At 68.8% G+C, this 16,808-nt stretch carries 15 protein-coding genes; 4 read left to right on the plus strand and 11 right to left on the minus strand.

Features of this window, described 5'->3' with window-relative positions; genetic code table 11:
• Nucleotides 1-24: 24 nt before the first annotated feature.
• The 6 genes from G6N07_RS10250 to G6N07_RS10275 are packed head-to-tail and all read right to left on the minus strand — an operon-like array spanning nucleotide 25 to nucleotide 5,905.
• Nucleotides 25-837 (minus strand): DUF881 domain-containing protein, encoded by an 813-nt coding sequence (locus tag G6N07_RS10250; protein WP_085192852.1) that lies wholly within the window; start codon nucleotides 835-837, stop codon nucleotides 25-27.
• Between the two features lie 2 nt (nucleotides 838-839).
• Nucleotides 840-1,172: a small basic family protein gene (locus tag G6N07_RS10255; protein ID WP_085192851.1), complete on the minus strand. Its 333-nt coding sequence runs from the start codon at nucleotides 1,170-1,172 to the stop codon at nucleotides 840-842.
• Nucleotides 1,169-2,113 carry a DUF881 domain-containing protein gene (locus tag G6N07_RS10260; protein ID WP_085192850.1) on the minus strand — a complete coding sequence of 315 codons (945 nt, stop codon included), beginning with the start codon at nucleotides 2,111-2,113 and terminating at the stop codon, nucleotides 1,169-1,171. Before G6N07_RS10260 ends, G6N07_RS10255 begins: the two co-directional genes overlap by 4 nt.
• The gene (locus G6N07_RS10265; protein ID WP_085192849.1) at nucleotides 2,106-2,708 is read right to left on the minus strand and encodes a CDP-alcohol phosphatidyltransferase family protein; all 603 of its coding nucleotides are present in this window, start codon (nucleotides 2,706-2,708) and stop codon (nucleotides 2,106-2,108) included. Before G6N07_RS10265 ends, G6N07_RS10260 begins: the two co-directional genes overlap by 8 nt.
• 10 nt (nucleotides 2,709-2,718) lie before the next feature.
• Nucleotides 2,719-5,055: an accessory Sec system translocase SecA2 gene (gene secA2 / locus G6N07_RS10270; RefSeq protein ID WP_085192848.1), complete on the minus strand. Its 2,337-nt coding sequence runs from the start codon at nucleotides 5,053-5,055 to the stop codon at nucleotides 2,719-2,721.
• Nucleotides 5,056-5,059: 4 nt separating this feature from the next.
• The gene (locus G6N07_RS10275; protein ID WP_085192847.1) at nucleotides 5,060-5,905 is read right to left on the minus strand and encodes a GNAT family N-acetyltransferase; all 846 of its coding nucleotides are present in this window, start codon (nucleotides 5,903-5,905) and stop codon (nucleotides 5,060-5,062) included.
• 155 nt (nucleotides 5,906-6,060) lie between these two features.
• Here G6N07_RS10275 and G6N07_RS10280 point away from each other — a divergent pair, with 155 nt between their 5' ends.
• Nucleotides 6,061-7,980 carry an ABC transporter ATP-binding protein/permease gene (locus G6N07_RS10280; protein ID WP_085192846.1) on the plus strand — a complete coding sequence of 640 codons (1,920 nt, stop codon included), beginning with the start codon at nucleotides 6,061-6,063 and terminating at the stop codon, nucleotides 7,978-7,980.
• 257 nt (nucleotides 7,981-8,237) lie between these two features.
• On the opposite strand, the gene G6N07_RS10285 is transcribed toward G6N07_RS10280, so the two are convergent.
• The 4 genes from G6N07_RS10285 to G6N07_RS10300 form a co-directional block, all read right to left on the minus strand.
• Complete coding sequence (locus G6N07_RS10285) at nucleotides 8,238-8,912, minus strand: Rv1815 family serine proteinase (RefSeq protein WP_085192845.1); 675 nt, start codon at nucleotides 8,910-8,912, stop codon at nucleotides 8,238-8,240.
• 296 nt (nucleotides 8,913-9,208) lie between these two features.
• The gene (locus tag G6N07_RS10290; RefSeq protein ID WP_085192844.1) at nucleotides 9,209-10,360 is read right to left on the minus strand and encodes a cation:proton antiporter; all 1,152 of its coding nucleotides are present in this window, start codon (nucleotides 10,358-10,360) and stop codon (nucleotides 9,209-9,211) included.
• Nucleotides 10,361-10,363: 3 nt separating this feature from the next.
• Nucleotides 10,364-10,888, minus strand: a complete 525-nt coding sequence (locus G6N07_RS10295; protein WP_085192843.1) for a cation:proton antiporter regulatory subunit — start codon at nucleotides 10,886-10,888, stop codon at nucleotides 10,364-10,366.
• 100 nt (nucleotides 10,889-10,988) lie between these two features.
• Nucleotides 10,989-12,554 carry a carboxylesterase/lipase family protein gene (locus tag G6N07_RS10300; RefSeq protein WP_085192842.1) on the minus strand — a complete coding sequence of 522 codons (1,566 nt, stop codon included), beginning with the start codon at nucleotides 12,552-12,554 and terminating at the stop codon, nucleotides 10,989-10,991.
• A gap of 68 nt (nucleotides 12,555-12,622) precedes the next feature.
• On the opposite strand from G6N07_RS10300, the gene G6N07_RS10305 reads away from it, so the two are divergent.
• Together G6N07_RS10305 and G6N07_RS10310 are read left to right on the plus strand one after the other, a co-directional pair.
• Nucleotides 12,623-12,967: a DMT family transporter gene (locus G6N07_RS10305; RefSeq protein WP_085192841.1), complete on the plus strand. Its 345-nt coding sequence runs from the start codon at nucleotides 12,623-12,625 to the stop codon at nucleotides 12,965-12,967.
• Complete coding sequence (locus tag G6N07_RS10310) at nucleotides 12,967-13,290, plus strand: DMT family transporter (protein WP_085192840.1); 324 nt, start codon at nucleotides 12,967-12,969, stop codon at nucleotides 13,288-13,290. Before G6N07_RS10305 ends, G6N07_RS10310 begins: the two co-directional genes overlap by 1 nt.
• On the opposite strand, the gene G6N07_RS10315 is transcribed toward G6N07_RS10310, so the two are convergent.
• On the minus strand, nucleotides 13,259-14,458 hold the full coding sequence (locus G6N07_RS10315) for an MFS transporter (protein ID WP_085192839.1): 1,200 nt from the start codon (nucleotides 14,456-14,458) through the stop codon (nucleotides 13,259-13,261). The two genes, G6N07_RS10310 and G6N07_RS10315, sit on opposite strands and share 32 nt — an antisense overlap.
• A gap of 127 nt (nucleotides 14,459-14,585) precedes the next feature.
• Here G6N07_RS10315 and malQ point away from each other — a divergent pair, with 127 nt between their 5' ends.
• Complete coding sequence (gene malQ / locus G6N07_RS10320) at nucleotides 14,586-16,736, plus strand: 4-alpha-glucanotransferase (protein ID WP_085192838.1); 2,151 nt, start codon at nucleotides 14,586-14,588, stop codon at nucleotides 16,734-16,736.
• Nucleotides 16,737-16,808 lie beyond the last annotated feature (72 nt).

A 16,808-nucleotide genomic window follows, 5' to 3' on the forward strand; every position in this document is an offset into this window, starting at 1 on the left:
TGGGTAGGCCGGGCGGCCGGCACGCTATTTCACTGGCTGAGCGTATTGGCGGTCTTTCGGTTGCCGCAAGGCGGTCACCTCCACCCGGTCGGCCTGCTCGATCGCCATGGTCCCGCCCACGCGTTCGATGCTGTCCATCGCACCGCCGGGGATGTTCATCGCCGCCGCCAGGGTCGGCGGGTCGCCGATGGCGGCAATGGTGTACGGCGGGCTCAGCGATGCCCCGTCGACGTTGAGCGCGCCAGGCCTGCCGACGATCCAGGTGTCGACGCCGACCCGCACCATCACCGGTTGCCGGCCAGCGGTGCCCTGAATCTGGATCGCCTCGGCACCGGCGGCGCGCAGTTCGTTCACCACGTCGAGGATCGTCTCGGGCGGGACACCCGGGGTGGCGTCGGTGACGGTGAGGATCACGCCTGGACCCGTCGCGCCGACCGCTCCGATGAGGATGGACAGCGCCGCGAGGCGGGCCTGCGCGCTTTCGATGGCCGCCTGGTCGTTGCTTCCGGAAGCCGCCAACTGCTCGAGCGTCCGGCGCAGATCAGCGACTTCGGTGTTGAGTGCGGCCTCGCGCTGCTGAAGTGAGTCGAGGAGCACCAGGAGGTCGGCCGGCCGGGCGGTCTCGAGGGAGTCACCCGATTCGTTCTCGCGGACCTGGGTGACGATCGCGACGCCCAGCACGATGCACAGCAGGACTGCGAGCGCGCCGAACAGCAACTGTGAGCCACCTGGGCGCAGCAGGCCGCCGATCGGTCGACGCGGGGTCGGCGACGGCAGTTCGTGGCGGCCATGGTGATCGGCAGGGTGTTCGGGTCCCTTGCCCGATGACTCGGTCATGGTCAGGCGCCGAAGAGTCTGCGCCGCAGGGCGGCAGCGTTGCCGAAGATACGGATCCCGAGCACGACGATGATCGCGGTGGACAACTGGGTGCCCACGCCCAGCTGGTCACCGACGTAGACGATCAGCGCGGCGACGAGCACGTTGAATACGAACGACACCACGAATACCTTGGAGTCGAAGATCCGTTCGAGATAGGCGCGCAGGCCACCGAACACGGCGTCGAGCGCCGCGACGACCGCGATGGGCAGATAGGGCTCGACGAAATCCGGCACGCTCGGGCGGAAGACCAGCCCGAGCACGATGCCTACGAGCAGCGCGGCGATTCCGATCATCTGGTTCCGATCTGCTTGGCGAAGTTGACGTCCCGCACCGAACCGGCAGGGAGGGTGAGCGCATCTGCGGTGCTGACCGAAACCCCGACGCCGTAGGACATTTCGAGGAGCCGCAGCCGCTGCAACCCGGCGCTGCGGTTAAAGGTGTCGGCCATCGACTTGGGCGGGCCGACCGCCTGCAGGAGGTACGGGCTGCTGATGGGTTGGTTGTCGACGAGGATGCCGCCGCCGGCCTGCCGGATCGTGACGTTGGGCCCGATGCGCACACCGCCGACAGCCACCGCTTCCCCGCCGCTGACCCACAGCGAGTTGACCACCAACTGCAGATCGCGGTCGAGGATGACCTGTCGGCTGCCGGCGACCCGTTGCTTCGAGACGTCGGACAGGTCGTTCGACAGACCGGGTTCGGTGACGGTGACACTCAGCCCCGGACCGATCACCGGGGTCGCTGCGGCGGAGACTTCGGCGACGTCGAGCTCGGCCAGCAGCCGTCGGCCGCGTTCGTCGCCCTCGAGTCGGCTCCGGCGTTCGATCGTGACCTGGGCGGCCAGCGTGTTGCGCTGCGCGGTGAGCTGGTCGTCGGTCGCCTCGGCCGCCCGCACGCTCCCGGCGAGGACATGCTGCGCCTCGCGCGTGGCGGGGGCGGCGGTCTGCGCCTGCGCGGCGGCGAGACCGAACACCGCCGCGACGGCCAGCGCCGCGGCCAGCTGCCAACCCCACTCGACGGCGCGGGACCGCCTGGCACCGTCGCGCCGCGCGGCTGCCGCAGCCGCATACCCTGGGTCGAGATGTTCGGACAGTAGCGATCGCAGCAGCGACGGCACCGGGATCTTCTGGGGCGCTGCGCCGTCATGGTGGCTGAGACCCGCCTCGGGGTCGAATCCGCCCAGTGCCCGCCGCTCGTCGGGCGTCGGCGGTCGCGCGTCCTTCCCGTCAGCCACCGGCCCGGACCTTCGGCAATCGCTGGACGACCATCACCACCTGCACCAGGTACAGCACCCCGGACCAGAGGTACAGCGCCATCCCCCAGATCAGGAACCCCCAGGCGCACGCCAGCACCACCCGGCTCCACAGGGCGTCAAACTGGCCCAGGAGCACCAACGGGAAACCGGACATCAACGCGAACGTCGCGGCTTTACCGAGGTAGGTGACCGGTAAGGCGGTCAGTCCCCGGCCGCGCAGCAGCGGCAGCGTCGCTGCGAGCAGCACGTCGCGGGATAGCAGCGTGATCACGAACCACCACGGGACGCTGCCGTCGACCGCGAGCGCCAGCGGCACGGTCACCATGTACACCCGGTCGACGAACGGGTCGAGCAGCTCCCCCAGCCGTGACGACTGATTGTCGACCAGCCGCGCGATCTTGCCGTCGGCCCAATCTGAGAACCCGCTGAACATCAACACGCCGACCGCCCAGGCGGTGGCGTGCGCACCGAACAGCAGCCAGAGGAACACCGGGACCAGCACCAGGCGCAGCGCCGACAATGCGTTGGGCACCGTCAGTATGCGGTCGCGCTCCCCCGACGCAGAGGCGTCCATGCGGGTAAACCTAGCGGAACACCCCAGGCAGGCTCAGCGCTGCCATCGTGTCGTCGGCCAACGGGTTGTCGTGGACCATGTATGTCCACGTGGAGGTGGGCCGCGCGAGTTTGGACAGGTCGACGCCGCGTTCGTCGTCGAAGGACGGTGCCGTCTCGAACGTCTGCTGGGCCGCCTCGATCGCGTCGGCGGCCAGCGAGGCGAACGCGTCGACGGCCATCCGGTGGAATTCGTCGAGCGGGTTCTGCCGTCCGAGTCCCCGCAAGTGGATGCTCTCCCGGATGTCGGCGAGGTATGCGAGGTGCTCACACCAGCCGCGGTCGAGGTGGTACAGCATGATCAGCCGGCAGATCCGTTCCAGCCGTTCCTCCGAGAGCGCCTCGGCCAGTTCGGCGTACCGCTTCGGCGACAGCTGGGCGAGCTCGTCGCGGGCAGCCGGCGTGCGCAGCAAGGTGTCTCGACGTTCGACGATGATCGCGCGCTGCTGGGCGGTGAGCTCGTTGTACCGCCAGGTGTTGGCGTGCACGTCGAGCAGCCGACCCTCGGCCACCCGCTGGGCGTGGTCGAGCAGCGCGGCCGCCTTGTCGGCGAGTACCCGACCGTTCTCGTCGGCCTGCATGGGACGCTTGTTCGGTTCGAGGTGGGCCAGCACCAGTTGGTCCTCCCAGCTGGAGAAGAACACCGAGGAACCGGGGTCACCCTGGCGGCCGGCGCGGCCGCGCAGCTGGTTGTCGAGCCGCTGGGTGTTGTGGCGGCCGGTGCCGACGACGTGCAGACCGCCGAGTTCGGCGACGCGCTGCTGTTCGGCGGCGTGGTCTTCTGCATCGGATCCGCCGAGCCGGATGTCGGTGCCCCGTCCGGCCATCTGGGTGCTGACAGTGACGGCACCGAGCTTGCCGGCCTCGGCGATGACGCGGGCCTCCTCGGCGTCGTTCTTGGCGTTGAGCACCACGGCAGGCACCCCGCGCTTGACCAGCTTCTCGTGCAGCTCTTCGGATTCCGCGACGTCGTGGGTGCCGACGAGCACCGGTTGGCCGGTCTTGTGAACCTCCTGGATGTGCTCGATGATCGCGTCGATCTTGGCTGCCGCGGTGACGTACACCCGGTCGGATTCGTCTTCGCGGACGTTGGGCATGTTCGGCTCGATCGGCGACACGCCCAGTTTGTAGAACTGCCGGAGCTGTTCACCGGCGGCCAACGCGGTGCCGGTCATACCGCACACGGTCGGGTACTTGTTGATCAACGCCTGCACGGTGATGGTGTCGAGCACCTCGCCGGTCTCGGTGGTCGCGATCCCCTCCTTGGCCTCTACGGCCGCCTGCAGACCGTCGGGCCAGCGCTGCAGCTGGGCGATCCGACCGCGGGAGGAGTTGATCAGATGCACGGCGTCGTCCCGCACGATGTAGTGCACGTCGCGCTGGAGTAGGACGTGCGCGTGCAGGGCGACGTTCACCTCCGTCAGCGTCGTGCCGACATGCTCTTCGGAGTAGAGATCGATGCCGCCGAGTTTCGCCTCGAGTTTTCGGGCACCCTGGTCGGTGAGGTGCACGTTGCGGCTGTCGGCGTCGGTGTCGTAGTCACGACCCGGGGTCAGCTCGCCGACCATGCGGATCAGCTCGACGCGCGGGGTCTCGCGGTGGCTCGTGCCCGCCAGCACCAGCGGTACGAGCGCCTCGTCCACGAGGACGGAGTCGGCTTCGTCGATGAGCGCGACATCGGGGTTCGGCGACACCAGGTCGGCGACGTCGGTGACGAGCTGGTCGCGCAGGACGTCGAAACCTATCTCGTTGACCGAGGCGTAGGTGACGTCGCAGGTGTAGGCGTCGCGACGCTCCTCGGCCGTCGACTCGGCGGTGATCCATCCGACAGTCAGGCCCATGGCCTCGATGAGGGGGCCCATCCATTCGGCGTCGCGGCGGGCTAGGTAGTCGTTGATCGTGATGACGTGCACGCTGCGGCCGCCGAGGGCGTAACCGGCCGCCGCGATCGCCCCGGACAGCGTCTTGCCCTCGCCGGTGGCCATCTCGACGACGTCGCCGGCCAGCATGCGCAGCGCACCGAGCAGCTGGACGTCGAACGGACGCAGTGAGGTGGAGCGCTCGGCGGCTTCGCGCGCGATGGCAAGGAACTGCGGGATGTCGGCCGACTCGGAGAGAGCCTCGAGTCGCAGCAGTTCGGCGGCTTTGCGCAACTGTTCGTCGTCGAGGTCGGCGGCTTTGGTCGCGTAGTCGGCCGACGCCTTCACCTGTGCCAGCGACCGGCTCTGGTTCTTCTCGGTGGCGGCGCCGAGCAGCTTCCAGAACTTGCCGCTCAGGCGGCCGGGGGTGCGTGTCGTCGTCTTGGGCACACGTTTACGGTACGCGGAACTCGACGACGACCGAATCACCCACCGGCATGAAACCCAGCCGCCGATAGACGCGGTTACTCGTCGCGTTGTCGACGTCGGCGAACAGCACCACCTGCTCGGCGCCCGCACCGAGCGCCCACCGGCAGGCCTCGGCGGTCACCGCTGCGCCGAACCCGCGACCGCGCACCTCCGGCGCGGTGTACACCGGTCCGATCCGGGACACGCCGGCCGCCGGCGGGCGCACCGCGGCCATACTCACCGGCGCGCCGTCCGCGGTCCACAACAGGTAGACGTTGCCGACCTCGCGTGCGGTCTCGAGCGTCGCCTGCGCCCGGGAAGGATCTGGGGTGTGCCCGAACGCCTCGGCGGCGAACTCGCATTGGTACTTGACGAGGAGCCGGTCGTCGGCTTTGCGCGTGATGCGGTGCACTCCCGGAACGCCGGAAGGGGCCGTCAGTGTCCCCAGCCGGTACAGCCGCTCGGTGGTGAAGGCGCTCTGTTCAGCGCCGGTGACCGCGCACCACTGGTGGGCGAACGGTTCGGCGACCTCGCATGGACCGCGCACACCGGGCAGAGTCATCCCGGCAGCCACCATGTCGGCGACCACCTCCGCGGGCGGCGCCGCGAATAGTCCACCGCACAGCAGCGGCAGCGGCGGCGTGCGGATCGCGGCCCCGAGCAGTTCGGCGCCGTCGCCGTCCCAGACGGTCAGCAACACCGGCGTGTGGTCGGCCGGCACCCGTTCGCGCAGCAGCGCCAGCTCAATGGTGTGCACCATCGGCCGGCGCGCATACCAGGCCGCCGCGACCGATGCGAAGTCGTCGACGTCCGAATGGAGGCGCAGGGGCATACGCCCAGCATGGCGGCGAGCGGAAGATCATGAAACCTGTCGACCCTGGCGGCTATTCCACGGCAGGGACGTCGGTCGTTGTCGTCCGCCGACTCGCCCACACAGGTCGAACCTCTGGAACAGCTCCGGGCGGTGTATAGCGGTACCTTGCCCGAATGGAAATGTTCAGCCCGTCGCTCGATTGGGGCAGTGAGCTGTGGACTTCGCTGTTGTGGGTGGCCCGGTGGTGGGTCTATTCGGCGGTGGCCACACTGTCGGCGCTGGCAGCGATCGTCCGGTTGACCACCTGGGGCCGGCAGTTCTGGCGCGTGACCCGCGGCTACTTCACGGGTCCGGAAAGCGTGGTTGTGTGGGCATGGCTGGCAGGCATCCTGCTGATGGTCGTGGCTGGCGTGCGGCTGTCGGTGCTGTTCAGCTTCCAGGGCAACGACATGATGACCAGCTTCCAGGTCATCGCCGCCGGGCTGGGCTCCGACAACCCGGCCGTGCGGGAATCGGGCGCAGACGGCTTCTGGCTGTCGATGGGCGTCTTCACGGTGCTGGCCGTCCTCAACATCTCGCTGATCATGCTCGACATCCTGGTCACGCAACGGTTCATGCTGCGGTGGCGCACGTGGCTGACCGACCAACTCACCGGCGACTGGCTCGACGGTAAGGCGTACTACCGCGCTCGATTCATCGACGACACGATCGACAACCCGGATCAGCGCATCCAGACCGACATTGACATCTTCACCGCCGGTGTGGGTTCGTTGCCGAACACTCCCTCCAACAGCTCGGGCAACACCTTGCTGTTCGGCGCGATCGCGTCGATCCTGTCGATGATCTCGTTCACCGCGATCTTGTGGGAGCTGTCGGGCTCTCTCACGCTTCCGCTGATCGGGGTGGAGCTGCCGCGAGCGATCTTCTGGATCGGCATCGTCTGGGTCCTATTCGCCACCGTCGTCGCGTTCTGGATCGGCCGGCCGATCATCGGATTGGCGTTCAACAACGAGAAGTTCAACGCCGTGTTCCGCTACGCGCTGGTCCGCCTGCGGGATGCAGCGGAGGCGGTGGCGTTCTACCGCGGTGAGCTCGCCGAGCGCACTGGGTTGCGGCGCCGATTCGCGCCGATCGTCGAGAACTACAAACGCTATGTCAACCGGATGGCGAAGTTCGTCGGCTGGAACCTCTCGATCACCCAGGCCCAGGAGCTCATTCCCTACCTCGTGCAGTTCCCCCGGTTCTACAGCGGTGAGATTACGCTGGGGCAGCTCACCCAGACCGCGGACGCGTTCCGCCAGATCACCACCGGCCTGTCGTTCTTCCGAAATGCCTACGACCAGTTCGCCGGCTACCGGGCGGCGATCATCCGTCTGCACGGCCTGGTGATCGCCAACGAGGAGGGTCGCGCGTTGCCTACCCTGGACGTGGCCGCATCGACCGGCGGGGTGGTCCGCCTCGACGACGTCGAGATTCGGACCCCGGATGGCAAGCAGCTCATCGAGCCGCTTGACCTGACCCTGGAGCCCGGCGAGGCCTTGGTCGTCACCGGACGGTCCGGGACCGGTAAGACGACGCTGCTGCGCAGCCTCGGACAGTTGTGGCCGTACGCGTCGGGTTCGCTCGCTCGGCCGGAGGGCCAGAACGCGACGATGTTCCTGTCCCAACTGCCCTATGTCCCGCTCGGTGACCTGCGCGGCGTGGTGAGCTATCCGTCGGGGGCCGGCTCGATCGACGACACGAGGTTGCGGGAGGCACTGAACAAGGTCGCGCTGCCGCATCTGGCCGACCGGCTCGACGAGGTTCAGGACTGGGCAAAGGTGCTGTCTCCGGGTGAGCAGCAGCGCGTGGCGTTCGCCCGCATCCTGTTGACCAAACCGAAGGCGGTGTTTCTCGACGAGTCCACTTCCGCGCTCGACGAAGGCCTGGAGTTGATGCTCTACCAGCTGGTCCGTAGCGAGTTGCCCGACACGATTCTGGTCAGTGTCAGCCACCGAAGCACCGTCGAACAGCACCACAGCCGAGTACTGCACTTGCTCGGAGACGGTCAGTGGCAAGTGGGCGAGGTCGGCGAGGTCGGCGCACGCTCGTAGTCGGGTTGCCCCCAGTGCCTGTTTGATCCACAGGCTGGCGTGGGTGGAGGTCTGGGTGGGTGGTTGGTGTCGGGGGCGGATTACCCGGCGCTGGTGTCGGCGGCCGAAGGATGGACGCGGGTGGAAACCGCGGCGGCGCGTAAGCAGGCCACCATGGCCTGTTGGGTGCTTGTCCTGGGCGGCAGGGTGATCCGGCTGCGACACTGCGGAAACCGACGTGCGCCGTCGATCCCGATGTCGAACTCCTCGGCTGACCGTCAGGCAGCGCCGGCGGTGATCACGACGCCCTGTCCGGCCTGCTGGGTGGCCGCCTGCCAGGACACCGCCGCCGGGAATTGACCCCAGGTGCTGTTGAACATCCCGATGATCACCGCGCGAGCGTCCGGGGTGTTGGTGTAAACCGGGCCACCCGAGTCGCCCTTCTTGCTCACCACTCCGTTGGCCATGGTGAACCATCCGTTGTTGACCGCCTCGACGACACCGCAGCTCTCCCCGGTCATAACTCCGAAGTGACACACCGGCATCCCCCTGGTGGGCACCACCGAGGCGTCCGCCACCAGTGCCCGACCACTCGGGAGGAGGTTGTTCGCCTGCACCTCGGGCGCCAGCGCGATGGTCTGCCAGTCAGAGATCTGGTGGTTGACGTCGATGGTCGTGCCGTCGGGCGTGTTGTCCTGGAAACCCGTCTGGACCCCGATGACATTGCCGCCGGAATCGCTGACCGCTCCGCTTCCGCGACAGTGACCAGCGGTGTAGGCCACCCGCTGCTGCGGATCGACGAATCCCAACGTGCACACGTTGGTGTCCTGACGGACCTCCATACCGGGAAAGACGACTGCGCCCGGGTCGGCGTCGACCGGGGCCAGCGGCGCCAACAAGGCAGCAAACGGTGCCGCGACCGCGGCCAGCACACTCAGCAGGTGTCGGCGCACATCTGCTCCCTTCCGACGGTTACAGCGAGTGCGACCTCGATTGAGCGGCCGCTTGTGTGCTCTATCGGAGGCTCGTGCGTTCACGTTACGGAAGCATCACGGTCACCGCAGGGCAGGTCACGAATCGAACCCGAGGCCGAGCGCATCGAGGGTCCGCAGGAACACGTCGCGCCGACCGGCCGAAGTGGGCCGGCCGGTCGAGCGTCGGCACCACGCGCCGTTCGAGGCAGACGTCGGCATCCTGTCGAGATTCTTCATGCCGAGGCGCTCGAGGACCTCGAGCTGCCCGGCGAATATCAGGGCCGCTGCCGCGCGGGCGCCCGCCCACCGGCGAATCGGGCCAGTACGGGCCCGACCATGGCGAGGATGAACACGTACGGTGTGGCGACCGCCTCGAGTCCCTCCACGCTTGCGCCGACGAGCCCGATTATCACCAGCGAGAACTCCCCGCGCGCAATCAATGCCGTCCCCGCACGTAGCTGACCGGGCCGCGCAACCCCGTCGCGGCGGGCGGCGAACTGCCCGGTGATCACCTTCGTGACCGCAGTGACCGCCGCCAGCGCGAACGCAACGGGCAGCATGGGCAGCAGTGCGGCGGGATCCACCGACACCCCGATGGCGAGAAAGAAGATGGCCGCGAACAGGTCACGCAGCGGGGTGAGGACGGTGCGGGCGCGCTCGGCCGCCTCGCCGGTAAGGGTCAGCCCGACGAGAAACGCCCCGACCGCGGCCGAGGCGTGGATGAACTCGGCAAGCGCTGCAACGATGAGCGTGAGACCCAGGACGCGCAACAGCAGTTGCTCGTTGTCCGGGTGGGCGACCAGTCGCCCGACGTGGTGGCCCCAGCGGTAGGACACCACGAACGCCATCGCCAACGCGCCGATAGCGATCGCCATCCCGAACACCGCCTGCAGGAACGTGCCGCCGGCGGCGAGCACGGCCAGCAGCGGCAGATACGCCGCCATCGCGAAATCCTCGAGCACCAGGATCGACAAAACCGAGGGCGTCTCGCGGTTACCGAGCCGGCGCAGGTCGGACAGCAGCCGGGCGATGACGCCCGACGACGAAATCCACGTCACACCCGCGAGCGCGAGGATGCCGACACCGTCCAGGCCGATCAACCAGCCGGCGACGGCACCGGGGGCCGCGTTCAGCACGAGGTCCAGCCACGCCGAGGGCAGGTGCCTGCGCAGGCTGCTGGCAAACTCCCCTATCGAGAACTCCAGCCCGAGGGTCAGCAGTAACAGGACGACGCCGATAGACGCACTGGTCTCGACGAACCCGCCTGCGGCCGGCAGCGGCACCAGCCCGCCCTCCCCCAGTGCCAGCCCCGCGGCCAGGTAAAGCGGAATCGGGGAAAGGGCGAAACGGCGGGCGATGGTGCCGAGTACCGTCAGCGCAGCCAGGATGGCGCCGAGCTCCAGCAACAGCGTCGCGGAGACCTCCACCGATCAGCCTTGTCCGGGTGGACCGGGCTGGTGTGTTTCGCCTCCGTGCCCCTGGCTAACGATGAGTTCCACACCGGCAAGGCCCTCGTCGGTACCGATCACCACCAGCACGTCACCGGCGCGCAGGACGGTGGCGGGACCCGGTGACGCCAGGACCTCCTCGTCGCGGACGATCGCGACGATGGACGCGCCGGTGCGGGTGCGGGCCCGGGTGTCTCCGAGGGGCCGGTCGACGAAGGGGCTACTCGCCCGCACCGAGACCTGGCCGGCGTTGAGTCCGGGGACTTCGCGCGTGAGGTCGGCGAACCGCTCTGCGATCCGCGGTGCACCGAGGATCTGCGCCAACGCCTCGGCTTCCTCACCGGTCAGCCGGAACACCTGCTGTGCCTGGTCGGGGTCCTCCTTCGGGTAGACCACCACCTCGAAATCCCCTGTGCGTCGGGCCACGACGCCGATGCGGTCTCCGTCGCGGTTGTCGAACTCGAACCGCAGCCCGACACCGGGCAGCAGAACCTCTTTGACGTCCATGGGGTCCATCTTGCTGCGCCGGCGCCGAAATCAGGCGCTAACCCGCGGCCGTGTCCTCGACACGTCGATCCCCGACCGGTTTCCGCCCGGCGGGCCGGTTCTATCGGAAACTGAGGATCTCGTCACCCCACGCTCTACGCAGTTCGCCGTCGAGGTCGTCGACCACCGTGTCCTCGCCGTCGATCACCAGCGTGGCTCGATCGTCCGCCCGGTAGGGATGCCACGGGGGCGCCCCGCCCGGTTCGCCGGACGCGGCGAACCGCGTCCACCGGCCACGCATCCGCTGGGAGACGGCGGTACCCGCCTTCAGCCCACCGAGCTTGAATGTCGGATCTTTGGAACCGGCCACCAGATTGCCCCAGACGTAAGGCAACTCGGTCGCATGTGCGGCGCCGAGGCGAAGCAGCCGAAGCATCGGGGTGGCGAAGTCGAAACGGTACAGGTAGACCGGCGCGACGGCACTGTGCCCCTCGGCGAACCACACCGACGGCATCCGGAAGCCGATGTCGCGGGCCACGCCCATCCCCCTCGCCTTCCCGCGCAGTCCCGAGTAGGCGTCGACCAGGTCGGCCTCCGAGGGGATCTGCAGCCCCGGTTGCTCGGCGGCGATCTCGGCGAACATCGAGCTGATGGCCTGCGGTGTGATCGGCATCAGCGGCGACTTCATCCACCGGAACAGCGCGGCCTCGTGCTTATTCGTGCCGATGATCAGCGGCACCGGCAGAGAACCACCCGCTCGTGCCACCTTGATCGGCAAGTCGGGGACCAGGTCACCGTCGACAATCGGCGCGAAGGCCAGCGTGCCCGGCGTGCGCACCGGAACCTCGTCGAAGAGGCGTTTGGAGGCGGCGATCACCGCGGGCAGCGGCGCCGCGACGAGACGGTGGGCGTCGGCGGGCGATACGCCCACCCTGTCGAGGAACTGTTCGGCGGTGCGTCTCCCACGCTCAGCGCTGTACACCGACGTCGCCGGCGAACTCTGCGCGATGGCCGCGGAGAACAACCCCTGTGCAAGAGGACTCGTCATCAGCGTGGTGACGATGCCGCCACCCGCGGATTCCCCGAACAGCGTCACCCGCGCCGGGTCACCGCCGAACGCCGCGATGTTGTTGTGCACCCACTGCAGTGCGGCCAGCACGTCACGCAGGCCCGGGTTGGTGTCGAACCTGATGCGTGGCGTGGTGAACGCCGAGAGGTCGAGAAAACCGAACGCGCCGAGGCGGTAGTTGACCGTCACGACGACGACATCGCCACCGGAGGCCAGCGCCTTGCCATGGTACAGCGGCTGATTCGCCGAGCCGATGACATAGGCGCCCCCGTGCACCCACACCATCACCGGCTTCCGGTCGCCGGCGCCCGACGGGGTCCATACGTTGAGGCGCAGACTGTCCTCGCCCTGCACCCCACCGAGATCGAGGGGGATCCGCGGGTCGGTCGGCTGGGGACAGACCGGACCGACACGGCGCGCGTCGGCGACGTCGCGCCAGGGTTGCGGCGGTTCGGGGGCGCGCCAGCGGAGTTCGCCGACCGGGGCCGCGGCGTAGGGAATCCCCTTCCAGACCTTCACCACTCCGTCGTCGGTGCCGCGGAACGGCCCGTCCTCGGTATCGACCACGGGCTCGGCGATCGCGGTCCGGCCCGATGCCCCGGTTGATTCGGTCGTCACGCAGCAGCACCCCCTGCGGTAAGCGTCGACCAGACCAGGCTACGCATCGAATCGGATAGGTTCGTGCAGTGCGAAAGCCAGTGCTGTTGACAGCAGCCATCGCCACCGAGGTCACCGCCACCCTCGCGCTGCGGGCATCCCAGGACCACTCGTGGTGGCTGGTCGTCGTGGTTGCCGGTTATCTGAGCGCATTCGCGCTCCTCGCCGCCGTCCTGCGGGCCGGGATGGCCGTCGGTGTGGCATACGGCATCTGGGGTGCCTCAGGCACCGCGGCGACCGCGGTGCTGGCCGCCGGCATCTTCGGCGATCCGTTCACCTGGCCCATAGCCGTCGGCATCGCGCTGATCATCGGCGGGGTCCTGCTGGTGGAATTGGGCTCGCTGCAGAGGCCCGAAACGGTTGGCGGCCTGTGATGTATCTCGCACTCACCACCGCCATCGCGCTCGAGGTGCTCGCGACGCTGTGTCTGCGAGCCTCGGAGGGCTTCCGCAAGAAGGCGTGGATGGTGCCGGTGGTGATCGGCTACCTGGCGTCGTTCTACCTGCTGTGGCTGACCTTGTCGCTCGGCTTGCCCGTCGGTATCGCCTACGGCGTGTGGACAGCCTGCGGTGTCGCGATCGTCGCCGTGCTCGCCCGCTTCCTGTTCGGCGAACGTCTCACCCCCACGATGGGGGCGGGTATCGCGCTCATCGTGGCGGGCGTGCTCACGATCGAGCTGGCCGGCCTCTCACATTGAGCGCACCCGCCAGCGCCAGGATCACCAGCCCGGCGAGCGGGACCGTCAGCATTCCGACCCGCAAGCTGGTGGAGTCGGCGATCAGCCCGACGAGAGGCGGTGAGACCAAGAAGCCGATCCTCAGCAGCCATGTGAGAATGGTCAGCCCGGTACCCGGTCGAAGTCCGGGGAGCTGATCGGCACCGTGCATGGCCGCCGGGATCGCGGTGGCCACGCCGAGTCCCGCGGCGGCGAATCCGGCGATCGTCGTGGGAACGCTCGGGAAAGCCAGCGCCGCGCCCATACCTGCCGCCGCCAACGCTCCGCCGGCGCGGGCCACCGCGCTCTCGCCGAACCGGTCCACCAGCCGGTCGCCGACGAGCCGGCCGACGAACATGAAGGCGGCCAGGGCGATGTACCCGAACGCCGCGATCGCACCCGGTGCGCCGACGCTGTCGCGCAGATACAAGGCTGCCCATGAGCTTCCGGCGTCCTCGACCATCGCCCCGGCGATGGCGATGACGGCCAGAGCGGCCAGCACGAGATACACCGTGCTTCCCGCGCGCACGCCCTCGGCCCGTAGCGATGCCGGATGGTCGTCTTCATCGGAACCCCGAAGCATGAAACGGTAGGCGACCAGCACCACGGCGCTGAAGACCACGCCGGCGACCCCGAGGTGCACCGCACGTGGGATGTCCAGGGCGATTGCCCCCGCGCCCATGAGACCGCCGACGACCGCGCCGGCGGCCCACACGGCGTGCACGGAGTTGATGATGGACCGGCCGTAGCTGCGCTGGACCCGAAGGGCATGGGCGTTCTGCGCCACGTCGGTGACCGCGTCGGATGCGCCCGCGAAGACCAGCGCACAGCCGACGAGGACGGCCGACGGCGCCAGCCCGGCGACGAACACGAACACCGCGATGGCGACGGTGCCGGCGACCGCGACTCGAGCCGAGGTGAACCGGCGGATGAGTGTGGCCGCGGTGAGACCGGCGACGAACGCGCCCGCGGAGAAAGCGGCGATCGTGATGCCGTACACGGTGTTGGACAGCGCCAGGTCGACTTTGATCTCCGGATAGCGCAGCAGCAGATTCGCGAACAACGCTCCGTTGGTGAGGAACTGCGCGGCCGCCGCGACCCTGGCGCGACGGACATGCACCGCCGGTTCGCCGAGCACTCCGGAGGCCATGGGCAGCGACGATACCCACACCGGTTACTTTCACACCGAACGGGAATGCTGCGCGCGTGCCAGGTGTGACGCTTCCGTCCTTCTCCCGTCCCGCGCATGCGCGCCGCTACCGCCAGGATGCTGAGGTATGACCGAACTGCGCCCGTCACTGGTCGAACTCGCCGCCCGCTACGGCGTCGCCACCCACTACGAGGACTGGGCCGGCACTCAGGTCGCAGCGCCCGAGTCGACGCTGATCGCGGTGCTCGCCGCGTTGGGCGTCGCCGCGGCCGACGACGAGCAACGCGCTGGCGCGCTGGCAGAACACGACCGCAGGTATTGGCAGCGGTCCCTGCCGCCCACGATCCTGGCGCGCACTGGAAGCACGTCGTCGTTCTGGGTGCACGTCACGCATGGGGACCCCGTCGAAGTCTGGATCGCGCTCGAGGACGGGTCGACCCGCACGGGGCTGCACCAGTTACCCAATGACACAACGCCGTTCGACCTTGACGGCCGGCTGGTCGGGGAGGCCAGCTTCGAGCTGCCCGCCGATCTGCCGCTGGGTTACCACCGGGCGCACATGCGCAGTGGTTCGTCCGAGGCCCACGCGCCGCTGATCGTCTCCCCTGCCACCCTCCCGGTGCCGCCGCGGCTCGGGGCCCGGCGCAGCTGGGGCCTGGCGACCCAGCTCTACAGCGTCCGCTCCCACAACTCGTGGGGAGTCGGCGACCTGACCGATCTCACCGACCTCGCGGTGTGGTCGGTGACGTGTCACAGCGCCGGGTTCATCCTGGTCAACCCGCTGCATGCGGCCGCGCCGGTCGCGCCGATGGAACCGTCGCCGTACCTGCCGACCTCGCGCCGCTTCGTCAACCCGCTGTACCTGCGGCCGGAGGCGGTCCCGGAATACGCCGAACTGCGCCACCGCGGTCGGTTGCGGCGCTCGCGGACCGAAGTCCAGGCCCGTGCTCGACGCAAGGAACTCGTCGATCGCGATTCGGCCTGGCGGGCCAAACGGGCGGCGCTCGCGACCATCTACCGCGTCGAGCGGTCGGCCGGGCGGGAACTCGCGTACGCGGGGTTCCGGGCACGTCAAGGCGGCGCCCTCGACGACTTCGCCGCCTGGTGCGCACTGGCCGAGAAGTACGGCAACGACTGGCATGCCTGGCCGGCCGAGCTGCAGCATCCGCGTAACCAGGCGGTGGCCTCGTTCGCCGCCGAGAACGCCGACGAGGTTGACTTCCACCGCTGGCTGCAGTGGCAACTCGACGAGCAATTGACCAAGGCACACGCCACCGCGATCGCCGCCGGCATGGACGTCGGCGTCATGCACGACCTCGCCGTCGGCGTCGATCCCAACGGCGCCGACGCGTGGGCCCTGCAGGAAGTGCTGGCGCTCGGTGTGACGGCGGGCGCTCCACCCGACGAGTTCAACCAGCTCGGCCAGGACTGGTCGCAACCGCCGTGGCGTCCCGACCAGCTCGTCGAACACGCCTACGAACCGTTCCGTGCGTTGGTCAGCGGGGTGCTGCGGCACGCAGGCGGCGTCCGGATCGACCACATCATCGGGTTGTTCCGGCTGTGGTGGATTCCCCGCGGCGCCGCGCCGACCGAGGGCACCTACGTCCGCTACGACCACGAGGCGATGATCGGCATCGTGGCACTCGAGGCGCACCGGGCGGGGGCGGTGGTGGTCGGTGAAGACCTCGGCACCGTCGAACCCTGGGTGCGCGACTATCTGCACGACCGCGGTCTGTTCGGCACCTCGATCCTGTGGTTCGAACAGGACCGCGACGGGGACGGCGGGCCGTTGCCTGCGGAGCGGTGGCGGGAGTACTGCCTCTCGGCGGTGACGACGCACGATCTGCCGCCCACCGCGGGTTACCTCGCCGGTGAACACGTCCGCTTGCGGGATGAACTCGGGCTGCTCACCCGCCCCGCGGCCGAAGAGCTCGCCGACGACCGGGCGGCGCAGAACGCGTGGCTAGCCGAGTTGCGCCGGGTCGACCTGTTACCGGCCCAGGACACCGGCGACGAACCGGATGCCGACGCCGTGATCCTCGCCCTGCACCGGTATCTGGGCCGCACGCCGTCGCGGCTGCTCTCGCTGTCCCTCGCCGATGCCGTCGGTGATCTGAAGACCCAGAACCAGCCCGGAACCAGCGACGAGTACCCCAACTGGCGGGTGCCGCTGCGTGGTGCGGACGGGCGGCAACGCCTGGTCGAGGACGTGTTCACCGACCCGCGCGCGGCGGCGCTCGGCGCCGTGATGAGGTCGTTGGTGCACCCGCCGAAGTAACGCCGGAGCCGTTTTCTCCGGTTTCACATTCGTCACTGCTGCGATATGTTCGCACCGCACCACAACCGACGG

Origin of the sequence: Mycolicibacterium doricum (assembly GCF_010728155.1) — a bacterium.
Classification (GTDB): Bacteria; Actinomycetota; Actinomycetes; order Mycobacteriales; family Mycobacteriaceae; genus Mycobacterium; species Mycobacterium doricum.